The organism is Pantoea sp. UBA4549, from assembly GCF_002387285.1.
Lineage (GTDB): Bacteria > Pseudomonadota > Gammaproteobacteria > Enterobacterales > Enterobacteriaceae > Pantoea > Pantoea borealis.
In genome coordinates, this window is record NZ_DGLH01000008.1 from 80,885 (window position 1) to 104,937 (window position 24,053).

Below are 24,053 nucleotides of genomic sequence, written 5' to 3' on the forward strand. Positions count from 1 at the left end.
GAGTGAAAATCATCAGTCGGGAGGAAGGGAGACGCGTTTTCAGCGTTTTACCCGTACAGGTTACGGGAGAAAGCGAGCGCGCACCGCGCGCTCGCGGAGCAGCATTAACGCTTTTCCTGCAGGGCAAGCCATACCAGCAGCTGCAGACTGGCAGAGAAGTAATTCTGTTCCGGCTGAATGCGGTCGCTGAGATGACTGGTCTGGTTCAGCGTCAAATCGCGTACGGCGGTCAGGCCACCCTCCATATTATAGGGTGCCGGGCTGTTAGCCAGGACATCGAACCAGGCCGGTGTGGTCTGGCGCGGATAGCCCTGCCAGACGCGCTGAAACGGCACCAGTCGCAGGCTCTGCGGATCGTACCACCAGATATTCAGCGGCACGCGAATCGCATCATAACTGAACCGGTTAGAGTAACCCACAGCCGGGGCGACAGAGCCATCGGCGTTCAGCGCGACCCAGTCCAGCGGCAGCGCGGTTTTACCAAACTGCATCTCACCCAGTAGCGTCATACCATCGTCAATGAGCGCATTCCAGACGCGCAGATGGCTCTGCCGGGCAAACGCCTCCCAGGCGGCAAACAGGAAATAGGAGGGGTTCAGCACGACGTAGCTCGATTTATTAAAGCCGCTGGCACCGGGCAGCATAACTTTATGTCCGGCATAATCGATCACGTTCAGTTTGATGATCGCACGCTGAATGCGATCGGAAGCCTGCTGGTAGTCGCCTCCCCACTTCTGTGCCGCACGCTGCAGTGCCCAGGCGATCAGCACATTACCGTCGCTGGCGTCATTTTTGTCCGCTACCGGATCGGCAGCGTCAGGCACATAACGCCAGTAGAACAGATCATTTTGCGGATTATGCAGGTGCGTACGCGTCCACTGCCACAGCAGATCAAACGTAGCCCGATCGTTATTCGCCACCGCCAGCAGCATCCCGTAGCCCTGACCTTCCGTATGGCTGACGCCTTTATTGCCGGTATCGACAATGCGTCCGTCGCTGTTCAGAAAGCGGGATTTATAACTGCTCCAGCCGTCTGCCATCACCTGGGCGCTAAAAAATATCATCATTAAACAGAGCATCCACTGACGCCCGTGCCGCATTACATTCATTACCGCTTCCTATTGATATCGATACAGCAGCGTTACGCCATTGTTGTTTTCCAGCGTCAGCGGTACTGCGTCGCTGCCGCCCTGATCGCGCAGCCACTGCGCATACAGGCCGCCCAGCACGGCGCCCATTGCCAGCTGCCAGCGTTCCGCTGGCAGCGTGTCGTGACCTGCCGGCAGCGCATGATGCTCAATCTGAATCGCATTTTCTGCCGGATGCAGCTGCACAAATCCCCAGTTGAAGCGGGCCAGCTGCAGATTCATCTCCCGCTCCAGATCCTGCACGGTATGCGCAACCGGCAGTGGATAACGCCTGGCCAGCGTCTCCCCGGTGCTGGCCAGGAAAGCCGCGGCCTCGTCGCCGCCGTTCTCCAGTACGCTCTCTGTCATTACGCAGACCAGATCAAACCAGCCAGGCTGATGCGACCAGGTCGCACGTGCGGTGGGTTGCTCGCTCATCAGTTGTCTCCAAACATATAGCGGAAGTAGAGGTTAGCGGTGCTTTCGTTATAGTCGCCAAAGGTGTCATACCCCAGCTGACCGCCGATCGTGACATCTTTGTTGATCTTATAATCTGCACCGGCGTGCAGGTTGTAGCCCACGCCATTTTTACTTTCACCGCTGTAGTAAGCACTTCTGACAAAGCCGCGGTCGGCCAGACTCTGCAGCTGCGACTGCAGCGCAGCGTTGTCCGGGAAGTAGGCGCTCTTGTCCTGGCTGTAAGACTGATAGCCGACCGATCCCCCGACGTTGACTTTCAAATCGTCAAACTGACGGCTGAACTCCACCGGGAACGAGACGGACGCGTAGTTCTGCGGGCTGAAATAACCGCCCTGCCCATAACTGAAATAGCTGAGGTTTTTGGAAAAATCCATCCAGGAGAGGTTCATCCCCACCTTCAGCTCGCGATCGTCATAATGGAAAGGCCGTACATACACGCCTGCGGTTGCCTGCACGCTCTGGTTGCTCGCCACATTTTCGCCAATGTAGCTATAGGCTCCACCGCCGGCATAGAGTCCGGCATCGCCGTTGTCATAGCTCAGCAGCGCATTCGCCCCGTTTTTCGTGACGCGTCCCCAGCGTTTACCGCTGGTCTTATCTTCTGCACCCACATACGAGAGCAGGCTGTCGGTCATGGCACGGCGTTCACCGGTCAGGATCAGCGTCAGGAAATCCGTGAGTTTTGGTGACCACTGGATCCCGCCCACCAGCGTGCTGAGATCCTGGCCCAGCGGCGTGCTGCCAATATCGATTTTATAGCTGTCGCCCTTCAGCGCCATATTCAGCTCAACGCCGGAAGCGGACTGTGAATCGGTGGCTGAAGCGGGAACGTCCGTGATTTTCGCATCCCCGGCTGCCACGACATTGCCCTGCACCAGCGCATTGCTGCCAAAGCGGCGCCATGCATCTCCGCCAGCGCTGCCCGCGGTCAGTGAAACCGGCGTAACGGTAAAATCAAACCGCGACTCGCCAAACGGCACCGTGGAAAAGGTCAGCGGCGCTTTCGCTTCGGTCAGCTTACTCAAGCCTGACTCGCCATCGCGTCCGCGCACCTGCATCTGTCCCTGTACCCACGTCCCGGTTTTCTCCTGCAGCGCGTCCATCATCGTGTCAATCTGATGCAGCGTCTGGTTCTGCTGCAGCACAGGCGTATTGGCTGCCAGCGTACTGTCGGCGGTGCTGCCTGCAGCCGGTGCGTTCTGCCACGGCATGACCGCGCCATAGCTGGAAGATGACCGGCCAACCGGCGAGGTGCTGCGGTTGATAAAGGGATTATCCGCCAGCGCCAGTCCGCCAACCGTGGGTACGCTGCCGCTTTGTGCACCCTGCAGACCAATCATTTTACCGCGCGCGGTACGCAGATAACGCATCGCTTCGCTGTGTTCGCCGTTGGCTTCCGCTACGCGCGCCAGCAGCAGCAGCCGCTCCGGTGTCTCTTCATTGCGCAGCCCGCGCGTCAGCGTGTTTGCCCTGCTGATATCATTCTCTGCCAGCGCCACGTTAATGGCACCGGTGCGCGCGTCCTGCTGCGGCGTATCCTGCGTGATCAGATAGTCATAGACCACGCCCGCCTCTTTATTCATTTTGCCGGACTGATAGAGGCGCGCCATGGCAAACATCAGATCGCGGTTTTGCGGATCCTGCTGCAGCGCACCCACCAGTTTGTCATAGGCCGCCGCATACTGTTTCTGCTCACGCAGGCGATCCACTTCGTTGATCAGATAGCCGTTGCGTACATCAGCCAGCTGCGCGGGCGTACTGCGTGCCTGCAGCTCAGGCGAACTGAGAAAACGCTGCGCTTCACTGCCTAATCCGGCCTGATTAAGCACCGTGACCTGCGCAGCATAGTCCCCGGCGTTACCCTGCACGCCGCGCTGCATGTTGCTGCGTACCACCGCTACGGCGCTGGTAATATCACCCGCTTTAGCCAGTTTCTCCGCCAGATTGCCGGCGTCCACCGGATTAGCCGGCGGCGTGGCGGCCAGCGCGCGCAGCGTGTTCGCCGCCGCTGCATCCGAGCCCTGCGCCAGATACTGGTCAGCCGTCGCCATCTGCAGATTGAAGTTAACGCGCTGCGCCAGCTCGCGCATGGCAGCGGTTTTACTGCGTTCGGGAATACGCGCCAGCAGCTGGCTGGCCTGCTGCCATGCGCCGCTTTCGCTGGCGTTAAGCGCACCGGCATAGAGTTCGCTGCTGGTCGCGCCATTGCGCATCACCGGCTGCATCACGTTGGCGGCCATCAGCGTATTGCCCTGCGCACGGTAGAGCCGCGCCAGATCCAGACGCAGCCAGCCATCGGTGGGATAGCGCTGTACGCCACTGGTCAGCGTGGCGATCGCGGCAGCGCTGTTGCCTGCGGCCTGCTCGCGTTTCGCCTGTGCCCGGATGGGATCGCTGTTGTTACCGCGTGGCGCCACGCTCTGCCGCACGCTGTCGGGCAGTGAGGCGAGCAGGCTGCTGGCTTCAGCACTGCGGTTCTGCTGACGCAGCACATAGAACAGTCCCTCTTTGGCGCTGCGATTATCCGCATCGCTTTGCAGGATCGCACGGTAGGTCTGCTCCGCCTGCTCCGGCTGATTAGTGCGGCGCTGCACATCGGCACGGAACAGTTTAGCCGCTACGCCTTTTTCACCTTCCGCCTGGGTCAGGGGTTCACTCAGCGACAGCGCCTGTGCACTGTCGCCACTTTTCAGCGCCTGCTGCGCGGCCGCGAGCTGTGCGTAAAAACGGGCGTCCGCCGCCTGCTTCTGCCGTGCCTCACTCTGATCGCCGCCCAGCTGTGCCGCCCGGTTCAGGTAGTCTGCGGCTTCAGCGTAGCGTCCGGCACGCTGCGCGACATAACCCATACCCGCCAGGGCATCCGCATCCTGCGGATTCGCCTGCAGCACCTTCTCAAAGCTGGACTGCGCACCGCTGACATCGCCACTGTTCAGTGCCGTAAAGCCGGCCCCTTTTTCCGCACCGCCCACGTTTTTGCGGTAGTAATCCAGCACCCCGTTATCCTGAGGATGACGCTGCTGCCATGTCTGGTAGAGCGCAGCGTCAGAGGCCTGCGGTGCCAGCCAGAGCAGCGCCTGACGCAGCGAGCGATCGGCCTCTTTGTTGCCGTCAGCCATACCGGCCAGCAGCTCGATCCCCTGCCGGCGGGTCGACTCCTGATAGGTCATCGCTTTGCCCAGCGCCAGCTGCGCGCCGGTATCCTGCGGATGATCGGCAGCGAACTGGCGCAGTGCCTCTACGGCCTGCGGCAGCAGCGTGCGATCGCCGGCCATGGTCAGGTAATATTCGGCGGCGACGCTCGCCGGTGGTTCGTTGCCGCTAAAGGTATTACGCCACGTCTGCAGCGCGGCAGCGATATTGCCGCTGCGCGCCTGCTGACGCGCCAGCGACAGCTGCGCCTGCGGAATACTCTGCAGCTGACGTGCGTTATCCAGCTCGGCCAGATGCGCATCATTGGGTGAAACGGCGCTCAGCCGCGCACGCCACTGTGCTGCCTCGGCGGTACTCCCGGTCTGCTGAGAGTAGAGCGCCAGCAGATAGAGCGCCTGAGTATTATTGGGCTCCGCCTGCAGAATTTTCTGCAACGACGCCTTCGCCAGATCGTCATGCGCTTTCTGATGCCAGTAGGCCGCCTGGTCAAACAGCGCCTGAAGCGCAGGGTTATTGCTCTCTGCCGCCAGCAGCGGCTGAGAAAGCGTCAGCGCCCCGCCCAGCAACAGGGCGTGGCGGATGCCGGCACTCAGTATATTTTTATGCATTTTTTATCCTTACTTCCTGCCGGACTGACTGTCTGCTTTGGGGTTAAGACGCCGCCATGCATGACGCTTCAGCATGAGCCAGGCGCTGCTGCCGATCAGTACGGCCACCAGCAGCGCGGCCAGTGCCATCAGCACCGAGTGCTGGTTGGCATACCAGACCACCATCATGTACCACGGCATTTCACCGCTCGGAAACTGCGGACCAACCCGGAAGCTGCGGATCCCATTTTCATCGGTAATGATGGCGGTATCGCCGCGAATACCGGCGTTGATACGCGCTGAATTGAGATCGTCATGCAGGCGCAGCAGCTGCTGATCGCTGGTTGCCACCGTCATGACCACCAGCCGGTCGGCGCTCCACGGCGAGCGATAGCTGACAAAGCCGCGCCACGCCTCATTTGAGGAAAAGTAGCGATCGGCATCCAGCTCCTGGCGATACCAGTCGCCGGTCAGCCAGCCGTGCAGTTTTTCCATCAGGCCAGGCTCGTTAACGCTCAGCGTATTGCCACTGGTCTGCCACGGCGTGCCGTGCAGCATCTGCTGCGTAAAGGCGCTGTGCTGCATGGTGCTCACCGCCAGCACATCATTCTGCTGCAGCCGGCTCAGATTGGTGCCGCCTTCAGGCAGGCCAAACAGTACCTGATTTTGTACCAGCGCCACCCCGGTTGCGTTACCCGCGCGCGCCGCCATATCGAGTAGCGTGGCGATCTCCGCATCACCCGGTTTTTCCGGCAGCAGAAGCGTGGTCTGCGAAAAATCTGCCAGACGCGTAAACGGGAACGCGGCCCCGACAAAGTAAGAGAGATTCGGCAGCATGGTGAAGTGACGGGTGTGGCTCAGATCGATCCACGAATCCTCTTCGATGCGGCTTTTGATATTGTTGTTAAGCAGTACGCCGCACGGCGCATCCGCTTTGGGCTTGATATTAAAGTAGAGCGCCAGCTGGTTATCACCGTAAATCAGATAGGGCTCCAGCTTCAGGGTGTAGTGCTCCTGGCGCGCGTCACCCCCCAGCCGGTGCCAGGCGCTCTCCAGCAGGCCAACTTTGTTGACCGTCAGATTACGCAGGAAGGTTCCGTTGAGGGCGACATTCAGAAACGAATTGTTTTCGTCGATCCAGCTTTCAGTGGGAAAACGGTAGTTCAGGTTTACCGGGATCGTATCGCCATCCCACAAAAACAGATCGGGTGCCGCGCGGAAGTTAACGCGCAGCGCATCGTGCCAGATACCGGTCGTGGTCAGGCTCTGATCTTTTCGCAGCAGCTCACTCAGGCGTACCGGACGTGAGGTGTTGATCCAGCGCGGCGCGTCATAAGGTTTACGCTGGGCCAGCGGCTGCGGCTGCACGTTAAGCTGGCTCGCATCCGTGGTCAGCGGTTTGGTTGTCAGACGATTCGCCGCCTGACGCAGCTGTGCGTCGTCACTGCCCACAATCAGCAGCAGTTTATAGACCGGATTATCAGGATTATCGATGACCTGCAGCAGCGGGCCATTGCTGGCCGGCAGCGTCACCGTACCGATTTTGTCGCCCGGATGCCCAATCAGAATACCGTTACGCTCTGGCAGCACGCCGCGACTCACCGGAAAACGTATACCGCGGTAGTCAGACTGAATGCCCATCCACGACGCCACCAGTGCGGCAGCGCTCACCGCATCCGGCGTTACGCTGCTGGCAAAACCAAAGGTGACGCTGGCCGGCGTCATACGCTGCGCATCAATAAACGGACGCGGGAAGTTACGCAGGCTGGTGCCGATATTCAGCTGCTGGCCCTCCAGGCTCAGCGTGGTTTGCGGCAGAATCGTTACCTGATACTGCTGTGCGCTCTCTTTTTCACACAGCAGCTTATCCGCATCGTTGATTTTAAAGCTGAGGTTGTTATCTGACACTACCATGGCAGCCGGAATATCCAGCTGATAGTCACTGACGTCGCTGTCGCTGGAGCCGAGCGGCAGCGTGCCGAGCGGCTGTCCGTTCAGCATCAGCTGCAGCGACGTATTGCGCGCGGCCAGCGCTGATGAGACGCGCAGCGACAGGTTGAGCCGTGCGTTGGTAACTACCTCATCACCGGGCAGGGTAAAGACAATGCCCGACTGCAGCTGCCCGCCGGTCAGGGTGATACCCTGCTTCTGCCCCATCTGCGACACCGAAATGGTGCTGCTTACCGGCTGGTTAAGAATGGCGCTTCCGGTATCAGGCGCAGGCAACAGGATTGCCGGCGCTTCAGCCTCAGCTGGCGCGGCAGTACTGCTCTCCGGCGTGTACGGGACGGCACCGGCCGCCTGCTGCAGCTGCGCGTCAGCCGTGCTGTCGAGTCCTTCCGGCGGCGGCACGGCTGACAGCGCACTGCTGTCCTGCGTAACCGCAGGCTCTTCAGCCTGAACCGATGTCAGCAGCAGTGCGGTCGCCAGCGAACTGGCGAGCAGCGTTTGCGTTAATTTCTTCATGCTGCGCTGTCCTCTTTCGCCGCAGGCTGGTCATCACGCTTGTGCTTCTCGCGGCGATCTTTCCAGGTCAGCCAGAACAGCTCAAAAACGGTACGAATAATAGTGCCGATCGACACCAGCGGATTATCCTGCTTATACTCCGGCTGGATCCACGCATCCGCTCGCGCCAGCACGACGCGCACCAGCTCGCGGCGACGCGCCAGCGGCATTGCGCCAAAGCGCAGGCGAATCGTCTCCGCATCACCGGAAATTTTACTGACCGGAATGGTGATGGTGCCGGACTTCAGCAGCAGATCGATCTCTTCAATCTCATCCTGTTCATGCCGGTTGTCAGGCGCATCCAGCTGCGCGCCGCCCATCGAGAGATCGCTGGTGCGGGTACGCGACGAAATCCCGCTGGCGTAGTGGATCACAGCCGGGATCTGCACCTCAATACGAATGGTTTTACGCACCTGTTTGGTTTCGCGCGCCACGGCGATGGCCGCCATTAAAATAATCAGGCTGAAAATCGCCCAGCCAACGTTAAGCGCAATAACCCAGGGATCGACCCCGAAATAGTCATGTGCCGTCGCGCGAACCACGCCGGCGACAATACCGATGGAGAGCAGCGTCGCGACAATGACGTGCGGCCGTACGATATGAAAATCAAAGAAGCCCTGATCGAGCAGGCCGCCTTTGTCCGTTACGTTGAACTTGCCGTGTTTTGGCGACAGCAGCGTCAGAAGGGTTGGGATCACCAGATGGAAACACATCACCGTTTCGTAAATCTCTCCCCAGAAGGTATAGCGGAAGCGACCATTCATGCGGGAGTTTACATAGAGGGACATCACCAGATGCGGCAGCACATACGCGAAGATCAGCGACGCCGAGGAGTGGATGATATTCAGGTTAAACAGCAGATAAGCCAGCGGCGCGGTAAGAAATGCCACGCGCGGCAGGCCAAACTGGAAGTGCAGCATGGCGTTGAGGTAGCAGAGACGCTGCTGCCACTTCAGGCCGCGACCAAACAGCGGATTATCCACGCGGAAAATCTGCGTCATGCCGCGCGCCCAGCGGGTACGCTGAATAACGTGCAGGCCAAGGCGCTCGGTCGCCAGACCGGCCGCCAGCGGGATCGCGAGGAATGCTGAGCCCCAGCCGCGACGCTGCATTTTCAGCGCGGTGTGCGCATCTTCTGTTACGGTTTCAACAGCAAAGCCGCCGATCTCTTCCAGCGCACTGCGCCGGATAACGGCACAGGAGCCGCAGAAAAAGGTCGCATTCCAGTTGTCATTGCCCTGCTGTACCGGACCATAAAACAGCGAGCCCTCATTAGGGATAGTGCGGGCGGCACGCAGGTTACGCTCAAACGGATCGGGCGAATAGAAATAGTGCGGCGTCTGCAGCAGTGCCAGCTTTGGATCCTTCAGGAAAGGGCCGACCGTTGCCTGCAGGAAAGCGCGCGTGGCGACGTGATCGCAGTCGAATACGCAGATCAGCTCGCCTTTGGTAATCGTCATCGCGTGGTTAAGATTGCCCGCTTTGGCGTGGCGGTTATCATCGCGCGTGATATAGCCAACGCCCACGTCGGCGGCAAATACCGCGAACTCGCTGCGCTTGCCGTCATCCAGCAGATAGACTTTGATTTTGTCGCGCGGGTAGTCAATACACTGCGCCGCCAGCACGGTATCGCGCACCACATCCAGACTTTCGTTATAGGTCGGTACGTAAACATCCACCGTAGGCCACAGGCGGGTATCATCCGGCAGCGGTTCAATCGTACGCTTTAAAGGCCAGGTGGTCTGCAGGAACCCGAGAATTAAAATCAGCCAGACATAAAGCTCAGCCAGATATAGACCAATACCGAGAATAGCTTCAATCTCGGAATTAAATTCCAGCGTTTCGGTAGTGCGCCACCAGATATATCGGGTCGACATCAGCGCGGAAAGAATAACCATTACCACGGTTATTTTACGGCTTTTGCTGAAGCCCAGTAAAAACATCATCCCGATGCTGATTAAACCAAAAATATATTGTTTCTGGCTGTCCATAGGCGTGATGATGATTACCGCCGCAACCGGTGCGAGCACCAGCAGCAGCAGGTAAAACCCGAGTTTACTCATGAGTCACCCTGAAAAAGCGTTGTAAATTATCTGAGCCGGGCCGAAGCCGGCTATTAATACTGGCTGCGGATCGGTGCCTGAACTTCACCATTACCAACCTGGATGCTCAGTAGATTCGCTATGCGTTTCGCCACCAGTTCAATATCAAATGCGGCCGCCGAGGCAGGACTGAAATCATAAACTGACTGCTGTGATGCATTTGCTTCCGCCACGCTTTCATCACGGTGGACAACGCCGAGCAGGTTATCGCCCAGACGCTGCTGCATGAATGACGTCACTTCCCGGCTAATATTGCGGCGATTATCGCTTTGGTTCAGCACAAAATAGTGGCCATGTTTATTATTCAGCGGCTGACCAATCATGCGGTTATTTTCAATCTGCGGCAGCAGTGACACCGACGCCGTATCCGCAAGCATCACGACCAAATGCATATCGGCAAGTTGCTGCATCGCTTTAAGCGCCGGCCCCGGACCGGGAGGAAAATCAGCCACAATCACCAGGCCGGGGTAATTCAGCACGGTATCCAGACCACGCCGCAGAAAATGGGCGTCGCTGGCAAGCTTGTGTTCAAAGCGTTCACGCTGCTCCTCTGTAACGTCACCATAGGGCAGCACAAAAATATTTCCGCCGGTGGTCAGAATCGACTGGCTCCAGTCAGCCTGCTCTTCGGAACGCGCAACAAAGCCACGTCCATCCTGCAGCGGCACACCAAAATGCAGACGCAGCGCATTCTGCACATCAAAATCAATTGCCAGCACCTTGCTGCCGGCGCGCGCCAGACTCCACGCAAGGTTGGCCGCCATCGTGGTCTTCCCTACTCCCCCTTTTGGCGAGCACACACAAACTAACGGCATAACGCAATCTTCTCCAGTAGCGGTTTAAGGGGTGTCTCTTTGGACAATACAGCGGGCTCAGCCGGACGCGAACGAAACAGCGTACTGAAGCGTGCAGAGGCGGACGGAGTGACCGGAGCCGGGGCTACTGCGGCGGCCGGCACCGCGCTGGCAGGCGGTAGCGGAGCAGCAGGGCGGGTCACGACCGGCTCAGGAAGCGGAGGCGGAAACAGTGAGCCGGCATGCTGCCGCTCAACGAGCACTGCCGCTGGCATTGCTGCCGGCGCGCGCTTTTGTGGCGACGGCGGCGGAAACAACCCACTGCTGCCCGGTGCGGCTTCGCTGGCTGGCGCGCTGGCCGTCTGACTGAGAACAGAGGTGCGGTGCTCAGCCGGAGCACGCGGAGCGGCTGGCATAGCTGGCGCAGCAAATGCTTCAGGGCCAGCGGGCTGCGGCTGCGGCAGATCGATACGCTGCCCCTGGCCCAGTTCCGGCGCGTCATCTGTGCTCAGCTGGCGCAGAATAGCCCACTGATGATGATCGGCGCTCTGCGCCTGACCCGACATATCTTTGAAATCGATATCAAGCGTCTGCGTTTTCTCTTTGAAACGCTGCAGATCGTCATAATTCTTCATGATCAGTGCCTGTGAAAGCAGAGGGAATTTTTTGGCGAATATAGCACACACATTAAAAGACGGTGAGAAAATTCTGATTATTAAAACCGCATATTTGATTAAGCGGTTTTATCTGCAGGCGTGAGAAACCAGCTGTCTTGCCGGCAGGAAATGCGCCGCAAAAAGCGCCTTATGCATTGCCATTAACCAAAACGAACGATGAACTTATATCCATATAACTCAATGTAAATAAAGGATATTCATGAATTCAGCGTTGCGTATTTTCGCCGGTTGAGCCTGCAACGCCTGCGCGCTTATTTCAGAATTTGTCTTAGCGCGCGGCGCGGGATGTTCTGTCGCTGACTATCAGATAACGTAATATGATAAATTTCCGGCAGTTTTGTCAGCCAGCCTGATAAAGATTAGCATCACTGAACTGTTTTTGCTGAAAAAAGAAAGGCTCCCGCGGGAGCCTTTCTTATTAATGGCGTTAATCAGGACGTTTCCAGCGGCTGGTTTTCATCCTGATCAACGGCAAAGCAGGCCACCTGCTGATCGCCATAGCGTTTGAGTTTTGGCTGCAACTGTACGCAGGTGCCAAAACGGCGACGGCAGCGCGCGTTGAACGCGCAGCCCGGCGGTGGATTAAGCGGACTGGGCAGCTCACCGGTCAGTTTAATGCGCTCGCGACGCTCATCCGGATTAAGGCGTGGCGTGGCAGAAAGCAGCGCCTGCGTATAAGGATGGCGCGGATTGCTGAAGATCGCCTCTTTACTGCCTTTTTCCACACAGCGTCCGAGGTACATCACCATGACTTCATCGGCGATGTGCTCGACCACTGAGAGATCGTGCGAAATAAAGACGTAAGAGAGGCCGAGATCCTGCTGCAAATCCATCATCAGATTCAGCACCTGCGCACGTACAGAAACATCCAGCGCTGAGACCGGCTCATCCGCGATCAGGACATCCGGATCCAGCATCAGCCCGCGCGCAATCGCAATACGCTGGCGCTGACCACCAGAGAACATATGCGGGTAGCGATCGTAATGTTCGGTCTTGAGACCCACTTTCGCCATCATTTCCAGCGTTTTTTCACGCCGCTCTGCTTTGCTCAGCGCGGTGTTAATAATCAGCGGCTCTTCAAGGATCTGGCTGATTTTTTTGCGCGGGTTGAGCGAGCCGTAGGGATTCTGAAAAATGATCTGAATTTTCTGCCGGCGCAGTTTTTGCGCCTGCGGATCGTGCTTCAGCAAATCCTGTCCGTGCCAGTAAAGCTGGCCTTCGGTCGGAGTTTCAATCATGGTCAGCAGACGACCCAGCGTGGATTTTCCGCAGCCCGACTCGCCCACTACCGCCAGCGTTTTACCCCGCTCAAGGTTAAAGGAGACGCCGTCCAGCGCCTTAACCAGACGCTCCTGACCAAACAGGCCTTTCTTAACCGGGTAGTGTTTTTTCAGGTCAATCGCCTGCAGCAGGTAATCCTGCTTCGTGTTATCAGGACTCATAGGTCGGTCTCCCGGCATCATCCAGTGGGAAGTGACATTTAGACTGGCGGCCCGGAATGTCGCGCAGCGCAGGTTCTTCGGTACGGCAGCGATCGGTCACATAGGGGCAGCGCGGATTCAGCAGACAGCCGGAGGGGCGGTCATATTTACCCGGCACCACGCCCGGCAGCGAGGCCAGCCGCGCTTTGTCTGCCGCAAACTCCGGCAGCGCCCGCAGCAGCGCCTGCGTATAGGGATGACGCGGCGCTTTGAAGATATCCACGGCTTTGCCGCTCTCCACGACCTGTCCGGCATACATCACAATGATGTGATGCGCCGCTTCGGCAACCAGCGCCAGGTCATGGGTGATGAGGATCAGCGCCATGTTCTCCTGCTTCTGCAGCGCCAGCAGCAGTTCGATGATCTGCGCCTGAATGGTGACATCCAGCGCCGTGGTTGGCTCATCGGCAATCAGCAGTTTAGGCTTGCAGGCGATCGCCATGGCGATCATCACGCGCTGGCTCATGCCGCCCGACAGCTGGTGCGGATAGACATCCAGCCGCGAGGCCGGATCGGGAATGCCGACCTGCTCCAGCAGATCGATGGCGCGCTGACGCCGGGTGCGTTTACTGCCGCCCTGATGCACCTTGAGCGCTTCCATAATCTGAAAGCCGACGGTATAGCAGGGATTCAGGCTGGTCATCGGGTCCTGGAAAATCATGGCGACTTCTGCGCCAACCAGCTGCCTGCGCTCTTTTTCTGAAATCTTCTGCAAATCACGCTGGTTAAACTCCAGCTTCTCTGCCATGACCCGGCCAGGAAAATCGATCAGGCCCATAATCGCCAGGGAGCTGACCGATTTACCGGAGCCTGATTCACCGACAATCCCTACCACCTGGCCCTGCTCTACCTGATAACTGATGCGGTCAACCGCACGGAACGGTGTTTTTTCGTCGCCGAAATGCACCGATAACTTCTCTACATTTAATAACGCCATCTCGGTGCCTCTTTTACTGCTTGAGTTTCGGGTCGAGTGCATCACGCAAACCATCGCCCATGAGGTTGAATGCCAGAACCGTCAGCAGAATGACCACTCCAGGGAAGGTCACTACCCACCAGGCACTTTGCGCATACTGCAGCACGTCGGAGAGCATGGTGCCCCACTCCGGCGTCGGCGGCTGCGCCCCCATTCCGAGAAAGCCCAGCGCCGCCATGTCGAGGATGGCGTTGGAGAAACCGAGCGATGCCTGCACAATCAGCGGGGCCAGGCAGTTTGGCAGAATATTGATGAACATCTGACGCAGCGTGCCCGCACCGGCTACGCTGGAAGCGGTCACGTAATCGCGGTTAACCTCCACCAGCACCGCCGCGCGCGTCAGGCGGATATAGTGCGGCAGTGCCACAAACGTCAGCGCCAGTGACGCGTTGACGATGGAGGGGCCGAAGATCGCTACCAGCACCAGCGCCAGCAGCAGACTGGGCAGCGCCAGCATGATATCGACCAGACGCATAATAGTGGCATCCACTACGCCACCGAGATAGCCCGCCATCAGGCCAAAGATCACGCCGAAAATCAGTGACAGCAGCACGACCAGGCAGCCTACCAGCAGCGACAGGCGTGCGCCGAACATCAGGCGCGACAAAATATCGCGACCCACATCATCGGTGCCGAGGATATAGCTCCAGCTGCCGCCTTCCTGCCATACCGGCGGATGCAGCAGCGCATCGCGGAACTGCTCCGCCGGACCGTGCGGTGCCAGAAAATCGGCAAAAATCGCAATCAGCAGCATCAGCGTGATGTAGACCAGGCCGATAACCGCGCCCTTATTACGTTTAAAATAGTGCCAGAATTCCTGAAACGGGGTCATCGGCTTTGGTGCGGCAGTTACGCGCGCGGGTTCAACAGCAGACATAACTCCCCCTTATTTCTTATGTCGGATGCGCGGGTTAACCACGCCATACAGCAGATCAACCAGCAGGTTGACCAGAATGATCAGGATGGCAACCAGCAGCACGCCGCCCTGCACTACCGGATAGTCACGGCGCTGCAGCGCTTCAATCAGCCAGCGACCCAGCCCCGGCCACGAGAAGATAGTTTCGGTCAGAATCGCCCCGGCCAGCAGCGTACCGACCTGCAAACCAATAACGGTGACGACCGGCAGCATCGCGTTGCGCAGCGCATGCACGACGATCACCCGCATACGCGTCAGTCCCTTCGCGCGGGCAGTGCGGATATAATCCTCGCCCAGCACCTCCAGCATGGAGGAGCGCGTCATACGCACAATCACCGCCAGCGGAATAGTGCCCAGCACAATCGCCGGCAGGATCATATGCATGACCGCATCTTTAAAGTCGCCCTCTTCTCCCCACAGCAGCGTATCGATCAGCATAAAGCCGGTCAGAGGATGGCTGTCATCAAGGAAGATGGTATCGCTGACGCGGCCCGATACCGGCGTCAGGTTAAGCTGCACCGATACCAGCATGATCAGCATGATCCCCCACCAGAAAATCGGCATGGAGTAACCGGTCAGGGAGATACCTACGGCAGTGTGATCGAAAATGGAGCCGCGCTTTACGGCGGCCAGTACGCCCACCGGGATACCCACGGCGATCGCAAACAGCATGGCGCAGATGCCCAGCTCCAGCGTCGCCTGGAAGCGCGGTACAAACTCATCCCAGACCGGAATGCGGCTCTTCAGGGAAATACCGAGATCGCCGTGCAGCACCCCGTTGATATAGGTGATGTACTGCTTCCACATCGGCTGGTCGAGGCCAAACTGCGCCATCAGCTGTGCATGACGCTCCGGAGAGATACCGCGCTCGCCCGCCATGATCAGTACCGGATCGCCGGGGATCAGATGAACAAACGCAAAGGTCAGTAAGGTAATACCGATAAACGTCGGGATGACAAGGCCCAGACGTCGGAGTATGAATTGCAGCATAAGCCGGATTCTCTGTCATTCTCCCGCAGCGGGAAGTCGTCACGGGACTACATTGCTCACAACGCGCGGTCGGCAAAGCCGGACGCGATGCAGGCAGCGCTTCAGTAAAAGTATTTGCCGGAAAAAAGTACGGGGTGCGGATGGCAAAGTGCGTATCCGAGGGCCAGCAGGCTGGCCCTCACCGTGATAATCCGAAAGGGTTATTCCTGAATATCGACGTTTTCGAAGTGATGCTTACCTAATGGATCCACCACATAGCCACTCACTTTCTTGCTGACAGGCTCATACACGGTTGAGTGGGCAATGATCAGCGCCGGAGCCTGATCGTGCATAACAACCTGTGCCTGCTTGTAGAGCGCAATACGTTTGTTATGATCGGCTTCGGCACGTGCCGGCTGGATCAGATCTTCAAACGGCTTGTAGCACCAGCGTGAGTAGTTGGAGCCATCTTTCGCAGCGGCACAGCTGAACAGCGTGGCAAAGAAGTTATCCGGATCGCCATTGTCGCCGGTCCAGCCCATCATTACCGTCTGGTGTTCACCTGCTTTGGCGCGCTTGAGATATTCGCCCCACTCATAGGTAACAATTTTGGCTTTTACGCCAATCTTCGCCCAGTCAGCCTGAACCATCTCAGCCATGCGGCGCGCGTTCGGGTTATAAGGACGCTGCACCGGCATTGCCCAGAGATCGATAGAGAAGCCATCTGCCATGCCGGCTTCTTTCAGCAGCGCTTTGGCTTTTTCCGGATCGTAAGCGTAATCCTTGATCTCGTCGTTGTAGCCCCACATGGTTGGCGGGATCAGGTTTTTCGCTGCCTGCCCGGCTCCCTGATAGACCGCATCGATGATCGCCTGCTTATTCACCGCCATGGTCAGCGCCTGACGTACTTTGGCGTTATCCAGCGGCTTTTTCTCTGTGTTGAATGAGAGATAACCCACGTTCAGGCCAGGCTGCTCCATCAAATTGATTTTGCTGTCTTTCTTCATGCTGGCGATGTCAGCAGGATTCGGATAAGGCATTACCTGGCACTCGCCCTTCTGCAGCTTGGCGTAGCGCACTGATGCATCTGGCGTGATAGAGAAGACCAGGCGATCGATTTTTGGTTTAGTCCCCCAGAAGTCCGGGTTCGCTTTATACAGAATGCGTGAATCTTTCTGATACTGCTGCAGCACAAATGGACCAGTGCCGACCGGATTAAGGTCGAGTTTTTCCGGCGTGCCGGCTTTCAGCATGTTATCCGCATACTCTTTGGAAAGAATAGAAGCGAAGTCCATACCCAGGTCAGCGAGGAAAGGCGCTTCAGAACGGGTCAGGGTAAAACGCACGGTGTGATCGTCAACTTTCTCAATTTTGCCGATCAGCTTCGGCATATCCATGCCTTCGAAATATTCGTAGCTGCCGCCAGAGACACCGTGGAATTTATTGTTTTTATCGAGCTGGCGCTCAAATGAAAACACCACGTCGTCGGCGTTAAATTCACGCGTAGGCTTGAAATCTTTTGTGCTCTGCCACTTTACGCCCTGACGGAGATGAAAAGTGTAGGTCTTACCATCTTCACTGACATCCCACTTTTCAGCCAGGCCTGGCTTCAGTTCCGTGGTGCCGGTTTTAAACTCCACCAGACGGTTATAGATAGGGACCGAGCTGGCGTCATAGGTGGTGCCAGAGGTAAAGAGCTGCGGGTTGAAACCTTCCGGCGAGCCTTCTGAGCAGTAGACAAGGGTCTTCGCCTGAACACCGGCGGCGACGGTCATCGCAATCAGGCTGAGACCGGCCTTTAGCATCCTGGATTTAGCCCGGGAGTTCATCATGTTTTGCTCCATTGTGATGTGATGTTGTGTGCATCGCCCGCCCTCTGATTTTTTTATGCGGTACGGGCAGGTCTGACAGCGACCAGAATGTGAGCGGTTATTGTTGTTGCCCTGGCGGGATTAACCAGCCGGATGCGTCCGTCTCTACATCTTACTGAGGCATCAATTTGTCAACAGTTGCAACGAACGTCAATACAATGTGGGGTTATTTACACAGAGTGTGAGTAAGTGCAAGCAACGATAAAAAAGAGTGTTGGAGAGAGAAACCGATATATAAAGCGGTGAAAAAGCGCTCGATACCGCTGGATTATCTGGCGCTTTCGTCAGATAACAGTGATTATCACCGTTAAAAAACATCTTAAAGTTGTCGGTAAATGTTGAATATCTGAACGATTCCCTGTGCGTTATGACGTTCAGGCAGCGAAATATGCTGGCGTAATGGCATAAGAAATCAGCAAAAAGCAAAAGCTGGTCATAAGCAGAATGCGTCGCGAATTAAGAAAGGTGCTTTGATGCAGCAAGGGATGAAGAGCAGTGTTGAGGGATAATAAGGTTTATCCCGGTGATGATTAATGGAACGCGTAAATTGATGACTTTGCCTGGTCGCTGCCGGGATGTGAGTCTGGTTCAGGGAAGGCCAGTAAATCCTCAGTCATCACCGAAGCCAGATAAAGGGTGAAATGCGGGGGCCGTGGAGTAAAGCATCATACGCCATGGATGGCGTGTGCCGGGCGCTCAGGGACGAGGCAGCGCCTTTACGGAGCGTTCGCGTATTTCACCCTGAGAGTGCAAATACGACAGACGAAAAAAAACCTGCTTTTCGCAAAGCAGGTTTCTTAAATGATGGTCGGCGAGAGAGGATTCGAACCTCCGACCCACTGGTCCCAAACCAGTTGCGCTACCAAGCTGCGCTACTCGCCGATGGGGGCGAATATTACTGCTGCGCCTTTACAGCGTCAATCCCTTTTGCCTTTAAAGCTGCCTGATTGCCTGAAAAGCAGGCAACCCGCGCGGTTAAGGTGATCCCGCGCGGGTAGATCGGTTACAGACTGCTCTGCGCTTTAGCGGCGGGCGCCTGACACCAATTGTTCGCCGGATTGATACCGCCATTGGGTGAGGTGTAGCCCAGACAGCCCAGTACGGTATCAAACAGCTCAACGTGACGGTGTGTTTTACCGATACGCTGCTGCGCCTGCAGCCGCTCAAAGTTGCTGCGGTTAACCGGATCGTCCAGATATTTATCGGACGCCCAGACCATCATCGGCACGCGGAACTGCTCAGGCGGCGCCATCTCACGCGGGGTTCCGTGCAGATGCATATTTTCGCTGATTGATTCACCGTGGTCTGCCGCATAGAACACCAGCGCTTTTTTATCACGCAGCTGATCCAGTACGCTGTCGAGCATGGAGTCCACATACAAAACGGAGTTGTCATAAGCGTTGATCAACTGTGCCTTGCTGCAGGTGTCATCCACACCCATGCATTCAGGCTGATAACGTGCAAAGCTGCGGGGATAGCGCTGCGAGTAAAGATAGTGTGAGCCTTTGGTATGCAGCACCACCAGATGTTTGCCTTTCGGAAAACGCTGCAGCGAAGCCTGCAGTTCCGGCACCAGCAGCATATCGTCCACCGCTTTACCCTGATTACGCTTCTCTGAGCCGATCTGCTCGCGGAAAGAGAAATTATTCACATCGGCATTGTCATAAAACCAGACCTCACTCTGCATAGCGAACAGCTCAGAGGTAAAGCCCAGCTCTTTCATGACGGCAAACACATTCTGCTCTTTCAGCGTACGGCCCGGGTTATCCATGGTGCCGCCTTCGCGAACAAACATGCAGCGCAGCGACAGCTTGGTTGCGGTATCGCAGGATTCCCCGCGAAACGCCACCAGGTTTTTCTCTTTGGAGAGTTTTGGTGTGGTATCGCGATCGTAGCCCAGCATCCCCATGTGATCCCAGCGCGTGGTTTCACCGATCACAAACACTACGTAGGTGTCATCAATGCCCGCCGGTGCGACATAGGTAAAGTTTTTCGCCGGATCGAACAGCGCTTCGCTGTCCAGCTTTTCATCCACTTTAGTCCAGGTGAACAGGCCCAGCGCGGCGATCCAGTTAGAGGGCAGATAAGAGTGTGCCACTACCCCGCCGTAGCTGGGCAGATCGATATTCGTGATCTCTTCCTGCGTTTTCTGCAGTTTGTCAAAATAGCGGATCGGCAGCCATACCAGCGCCACGCTCAGCAGCAAAATGGCTACCGGCTTCAGACGCTGCCCCGGTGTTTTCAGCTGCTCGATCAGCGTCATACGCAGCCGGTTGCGCCAGATCAGCAGCAGCGGCAGCGCGCTGACCAGCACCATCCAGACAATAAAGTGCAGGCCGATCACTTCTTTCGAGAGATCGATGTCGGTTGTCATGACCGACGCCACAATGCCGTAGCCGATTACGACATTAAAGAAAGTCATGTAATACGCCGCGGCCACGGAAATCACCACCAGCAGACTGGCCAGTACGCGGTAAGCCCATTTTCCTCCCAGCGAAAGCAGGCGCATCAGGAAAAAGGTAAGCAAAACAGCGGCTGTGACTTCAGCAACAGCAGAAAGCCAGTCGGACAGGGTTGATTTGGTTAAGAAGCCGTCAAAGCGGCGGTAAAAAATTGGCAGGTTTAGCAAAATGCCAAGATAAAGTGCGAGCAGCAGAGAGAGCTTCTGCTGCGTTAAGCTTTTGATATAATTCATTTAAATTTTATGTTCCCGACCCGGTGTCGATTTATCACCGTTCCTGTGACTCTGTTCAGACAGCAAGGTTCGCTTTGAGAATGGAAAAGCGTGACGTATCGAGCAGGATCGGGACGAATCTGAACCGAAAATAACTGCGATGCCGTATTAAGCGCAGCAGTAGAACATTTAACCAATGGTTAGACCAGATTTTTTTGTCCGGCGCAAAATCGGGCAAATAAAAAAGGCTCCCGCAGGAGCCTTTTTAATCACGTACCGGCTTAGTTGATGATATTCAGCGTGACGTCGATATTGCCACGGGTGGCATTGGAGTAAGGACACACAATGTGTGCGGCATCAACCAGCTTCTGTGCTTCTGCAGTATCCATCTCCGGCAGGTGAATATTCAGCGTAGCTTCAATGCCAAAACCGGTCGGGATCGGGCCAATGCCGACTTCGCCTTCAATCCACGCCTCTTTTGGCATGGCGATTTTGTCGCGGCTGGCAACAAATTTCATGGCGCCGAGGAAACAGGCTGAATAACCCGCAGCGAACAGCTGTTCCGGATTGGTCGCCTCACCGCCGGCACCGCCCATCTCTTTTGGTACGCCCAGCTTGACGTCCAGCACATTGTCAGAGGAGGTTGCACGACCATCACGGCCACCGGTTGCTTTTGCTTTAGCGGTATACACTACTTTCTCTAAAGACATACTTTATCTCCATTCGCTATATAATAGCGCGCTACTTATCCGCGCCGGGGTTAATGCTTTCTTACCTGCGCAGTCAGCCTGCGCGGTTCAGATTAGTTCGCAGCATATCAAGCTGCTGTTTCAGCGCTGCCATTGTGTCGGTATCGCAGGCAGTGGCACACTGCACCGCTTCCGGAATCGCAGCGGCACGCGCCTGTAACGCACGTCCCTCATCGGTCAGCGTCACCACGACCTGGCGTTCATCCTGGCGTGAACGCTGCCGGCGCACCAGCCCGGCAGTTTCCATTCGCTTAAGCAGCGGCGTCAGCGTAGCGGAATCAAGAAACAGCTGTTCGCCAATCTCTGACACCGTGACATCATCCTGCGCCCAGAGCACCAGCATCACCAGATACTGCGGATAGGTGATATTGAGCGCTGCCAGCTGCTGACGATAGACTTTATGCATCGCCAGATTGGCTGAGTAGAGTGCGAAACAGAGATGCTGATCAACCTGGAGTGGCGGACGCTTCACTTTTTTGCCATCTTGATTACTGTTCATGCAAACCAATATATATAGCGCACTAGATAATTGCAAGCTACTTTTCACGGGAGAGTGAAGATGCAGGATTCACTGGAGGAGCAGGCGCGTCGTTTTGCCACTGAGCTTCATGCGGCTACAGGCCAGCGGCGTAAATATACCGATGAGCCCTATATCGTTCACCCGCAGGCAGTGGCTGAACTGGTGCGCAGCGTCACCGATGATGAAGAGATGCTGGCTGCTGCCTGGCTGCACGACACGGTAGAAGACACATCCAGTACGCTGCAGGATATTGAGCAGCAGTTTGGCCAGCGCGTGGCCGGGCTGGTCGCTATGCTGACCGACAGCGCGCAGCCGCAGGCCAGAAACCGTGCGGCGCGCAAGCTGGCACATTTTCGGCATACGGCAGACGCCTCGCCCGACGCGCAGACGATAAAACTGGCAGATATTATCGATAATACCCGTGCGATCGTGCAGTTTGACCCGGATTTTGCGCGCGTCTATCTGATTGAGAAGCAGGTGCAGATCCAGCTGCTGCTGCAGGGCGATAAACAGCTCTGGCAGCAGGCACATCAAAATATTAAACAGGGATTGCAGCAGTTGTCGCAGCCTCCCTATAACGTTCCGGAAAGCTGGTTTGCCCGTCAGGCGGCTAAGTTTGAAACGCTGGAATAAAAAACCCGCCGTGCAGGCGGGTCGGAGAAGCGGTAATTCTGTTACTCAAGCAGCTGCCGTCCCAGATAGGGATTCGCCTGCAGCAACTTCATCAATTTGCGTGCCGTAGCGGAGGGGCGCGTGCGTTGCGCTTCCCAGCTTTTCACTGATGAGACGCTCACCCCCATTACGCGGGCGAATTCATCCACCTGCATGCCGGTCATCTCACGTAAACGCTGTGGCTCGGGAACTGACACCGTGTTAAGTGCAATATCTGATACAGAAGGCTTGGCATCACGTGTCAAAACAATTTGCTCAAGACTGCTGAGTAATTCAACCATTGGATCTTTTAATTCCATAGAGAACTCCTTAAAACTCACTATGAAGCACGTGAAAGTAGAGAGGTAAGCATCAAATGATGCTGAAACCAGGCTTTATCAGGCTGCATCCCGCAGCGGTTTGGACGTTAGAGTTATAAAACCGTTACGGGACACAGCCTGCTGGACGCTGCAAAACATGTCAGCGCAATGCAATAATTGCCGGGTTTCTTAGTATGGGTCAGATTCCAGGAATTGCTGCCTGTTTTTTGATTATTTTTTCATCTTGCTTATGGCTAAAACCTGCAATAACACTTAAGTGCCTGTCAGGTAAAAACTTGCTGTCTGTCACACTCTGAACCCACCCGGAATAGAGCAAAAATAGCGCCAGGTTTGCATTCCGCATCCTGCAGGACTTTTGCACCACCGCTGTGGCATTTTTGTGCGGATAATGCGCAATAATAGAGCAGACATGCACCCGTCTGATGCATATTAAAAGAAAGGTGATGAATGAGGCCGGCCTTACTACGCGTTCTCCTTCAGATTGACTGCCAGTCAGGAGATAAAACGCGGCGGCTGCCCTGCAGCGGCTTACCGGAGAAAGACCCCTTAATACGCCGTGCTGGTGCGCTAACCTGAGCGTGCCGCGCTGCACATCTTTCGGTCATTGTGCAGGCCAGGCCATTGCACTATTCTTTAGGACCATTCTCAGCGATTCATACATTGCCATTTTGTCACGACAGGAGTTGAAACATGGCGTCAGGAACTTCCCGCATCTGGATGCGTACCGGCATGCTGCTTGCCAGCGCGCTGGTTGTATTACAACTCACCGCCTGCGGTGACAAAGAGGGCGATCAGCGCAAAGCGTTTAACGATTTTCTGCAAAATACCGTGATGCGCAGCGGTGAACATCTGCCGGCGCTGAGTGAGAATCAGAAGCAGACCTTCGGTAACTATGCCAGCGACTATGCCATTCTGTATGGCTTTTCTCAGCAGGTGAGCCAGGCCACGGAACAGGGAATGCGTCCGGTTGTCGATGAGCTGGCTGCAATTCGCGTTCCGCAGGATTATCTGACCCGCCGCGATACCCTGCGCCAGGTCAGCGGTAATCTCAGCGTTCTGACTCAGCAGATCCAGAGCGCGAAAATGCAGGCCGACAGCAGCAAGGCCACGCTTAAACAGCCCGACGATTTGAAAAAGTCGTATGACGCAGCCTACGCGAAAGTGGTTACCCAGCCGGCAGGCACGCTGATCCCGCTGCTGCCTAAGCTGCAGGCGCTGAGCCAGAGCGCAGTACAGACCGGTGATTATCTGCAATCGCAGGGAACGCGTGTCAGTTTTAATGATGGCGGCGTACAGTTCCCGACGCAGGATCAGGCCACTCAGTACAATGCGCTCATGAGCGAGCTGTCAGCAAACGCGCAGGCGCTTACGCAGGCGCAAAATGCCGTACAGGGTTCCTGGCAATAACGCTGGGCTCGGGCAGTATTACCACTGCCCGATTCTTGCTGCGCTTCGCTTTATAACGGTCTGCCGCTTTATCTGC

At 56.5% G+C, this 24,053-nt stretch carries 18 protein-coding genes and 1 tRNA gene; 2 read left to right on the forward strand and 17 right to left on the reverse strand.

Features of this window, described 5'->3' with window-relative positions; genetic code table 11:
* Window positions 1–104 precede the first annotated feature (104 nt).
* The 16 genes from B3041_RS06165 to B3041_RS06240 all read right to left on the reverse strand — a co-directional run bounded on the left by B3041_RS06165 (window position 105) and on the right by B3041_RS06240 (window position 21,557).
* Window positions 105–1,109 carry a glycosyl hydrolase family 8 gene (locus B3041_RS06165; RefSeq protein ID WP_414692362.1) on the reverse strand — a complete coding sequence of 335 codons (1,005 nt, stop codon included), beginning with the start codon at window positions 1,107–1,109 and terminating at the stop codon, window positions 105–107.
* 9 nt (window positions 1,110–1,118) lie between these two features.
* Window positions 1,119–1,565 (reverse strand): cellulose biosynthesis protein BcsD, encoded by a 447-nt coding sequence (gene bcsD, locus B3041_RS06170; protein WP_065647829.1) that lies wholly within the window; start codon window positions 1,563–1,565, stop codon window positions 1,119–1,121.
* A complete protein-coding gene (locus tag B3041_RS06175; RefSeq protein ID WP_292970131.1) occupies window positions 1,565–5,365 on the reverse strand; it encodes a cellulose biosynthesis protein BcsC in 3,801 nt (1,266 codons plus the stop codon). Before B3041_RS06175 ends, bcsD begins: the two co-directional genes overlap by 1 nt.
* Before the next feature lie 9 nt (window positions 5,366–5,374).
* Window positions 5,375–7,810: a cellulose biosynthesis cyclic di-GMP-binding regulatory protein BcsB gene (gene bcsB, locus B3041_RS06180; RefSeq protein ID WP_292970133.1), complete on the reverse strand. Its 2,436-nt coding sequence runs from the start codon at window positions 7,808–7,810 to the stop codon at window positions 5,375–5,377.
* Entirely contained in the window at window positions 7,807–9,912 is a 2,106-nt protein-coding gene (gene bcsA, locus B3041_RS06185; protein ID WP_292970135.1) for a UDP-forming cellulose synthase catalytic subunit, read from the reverse strand. The genes bcsB and bcsA overlap by 4 nt, the downstream gene beginning before the upstream one ends.
* 53 nt (window positions 9,913–9,965) lie before the next feature.
* Window positions 9,966–10,766 (reverse strand): cellulose biosynthesis protein BcsQ, encoded by an 801-nt coding sequence (gene bcsQ / locus B3041_RS06190; protein WP_065647833.1) that lies wholly within the window; start codon window positions 10,764–10,766, stop codon window positions 9,966–9,968.
* Complete coding sequence (bcsO, locus tag B3041_RS06195) at window positions 10,757–11,380, reverse strand: cellulose biosynthesis protein BcsO (protein ID WP_065647834.1); 624 nt, start codon at window positions 11,378–11,380, stop codon at window positions 10,757–10,759. The genes bcsQ and bcsO overlap by 10 nt, the downstream gene beginning before the upstream one ends.
* 473 nt (window positions 11,381–11,853) lie before the next feature.
* Window positions 11,854–12,864 (reverse strand): dipeptide ABC transporter ATP-binding subunit DppF, encoded by a 1,011-nt coding sequence (gene dppF, locus B3041_RS06200; protein ID WP_065647835.1) that lies wholly within the window; start codon window positions 12,862–12,864, stop codon window positions 11,854–11,856.
* The gene (gene dppD, locus B3041_RS06205; RefSeq protein WP_065647836.1) at window positions 12,854–13,840 is read right to left on the reverse strand and encodes a dipeptide ABC transporter ATP-binding protein; all 987 of its coding nucleotides are present in this window, start codon (window positions 13,838–13,840) and stop codon (window positions 12,854–12,856) included. The genes dppF and dppD overlap by 11 nt, the downstream gene beginning before the upstream one ends.
* Before the next feature lie 13 nt (window positions 13,841–13,853).
* Complete coding sequence (dppC, locus tag B3041_RS06210; RefSeq protein WP_292970140.1) at window positions 13,854–14,756, reverse strand: dipeptide ABC transporter permease DppC; 903 nt, start codon at window positions 14,754–14,756, stop codon at window positions 13,854–13,856.
* Window positions 14,757–14,765: 9 nt separating this feature from the next.
* The gene (gene dppB, locus B3041_RS06215) at window positions 14,766–15,785 is read right to left on the reverse strand and encodes a dipeptide ABC transporter permease DppB (RefSeq protein WP_065647838.1); all 1,020 of its coding nucleotides are present in this window, start codon (window positions 15,783–15,785) and stop codon (window positions 14,766–14,768) included.
* A gap of 200 nt (window positions 15,786–15,985) precedes the next feature.
* The gene (gene dppA / locus B3041_RS06220) at window positions 15,986–17,596 is read right to left on the reverse strand and encodes a dipeptide ABC transporter periplasmic-binding protein DppA (RefSeq protein ID WP_065647839.1); all 1,611 of its coding nucleotides are present in this window, start codon (window positions 17,594–17,596) and stop codon (window positions 15,986–15,988) included.
* An 844-nt stretch (window positions 17,597–18,440) separates the two neighbouring features.
* Window positions 18,441–18,517: transfer RNA gene (locus B3041_RS06225), tRNA-Pro, on the reverse strand.
* 121 nt (window positions 18,518–18,638) lie between these two features.
* A complete protein-coding gene (gene eptB, locus B3041_RS06230) occupies window positions 18,639–20,330 on the reverse strand; it encodes a kdo(2)-lipid A phosphoethanolamine 7''-transferase (protein WP_065647840.1) in 1,692 nt (563 codons plus the stop codon).
* 260 nt (window positions 20,331–20,590) lie between these two features.
* On the reverse strand, window positions 20,591–21,019 hold the full coding sequence (locus B3041_RS06235) for an organic hydroperoxide resistance protein (RefSeq protein ID WP_065647841.1): 429 nt from the start codon (window positions 21,017–21,019) through the stop codon (window positions 20,591–20,593).
* A gap of 73 nt (window positions 21,020–21,092) precedes the next feature.
* A complete protein-coding gene (locus B3041_RS06240; RefSeq protein WP_065647842.1) occupies window positions 21,093–21,557 on the reverse strand; it encodes a MarR family winged helix-turn-helix transcriptional regulator in 465 nt (154 codons plus the stop codon).
* Between the two features lie 60 nt (window positions 21,558–21,617).
* Here B3041_RS06240 and B3041_RS06245 point away from each other — a divergent pair, with 60 nt between their 5' ends.
* Window positions 21,618–22,211 (forward strand): HD domain-containing protein, encoded by a 594-nt coding sequence (locus B3041_RS06245; protein ID WP_065647843.1) that lies wholly within the window; start codon window positions 21,618–21,620, stop codon window positions 22,209–22,211.
* 41 nt (window positions 22,212–22,252) lie between these two features.
* On the opposite strand, the gene B3041_RS06250 is transcribed toward B3041_RS06245, so the two are convergent.
* The gene (locus B3041_RS06250; RefSeq protein WP_039381633.1) at window positions 22,253–22,549 is read right to left on the reverse strand and encodes an HTH-type transcriptional regulator; all 297 of its coding nucleotides are present in this window, start codon (window positions 22,547–22,549) and stop codon (window positions 22,253–22,255) included.
* Window positions 22,550–23,260: 711 nt separating this feature from the next.
* On the opposite strand from B3041_RS06250, the gene B3041_RS06255 reads away from it, so the two are divergent.
* Window positions 23,261–23,977, forward strand: coding sequence for a DUF3053 domain-containing protein (locus B3041_RS06255; RefSeq protein ID WP_065647844.1), 717 nt, complete (start codon window positions 23,261–23,263; stop codon window positions 23,975–23,977).
* Window positions 23,978–24,053 lie beyond the last annotated feature (76 nt).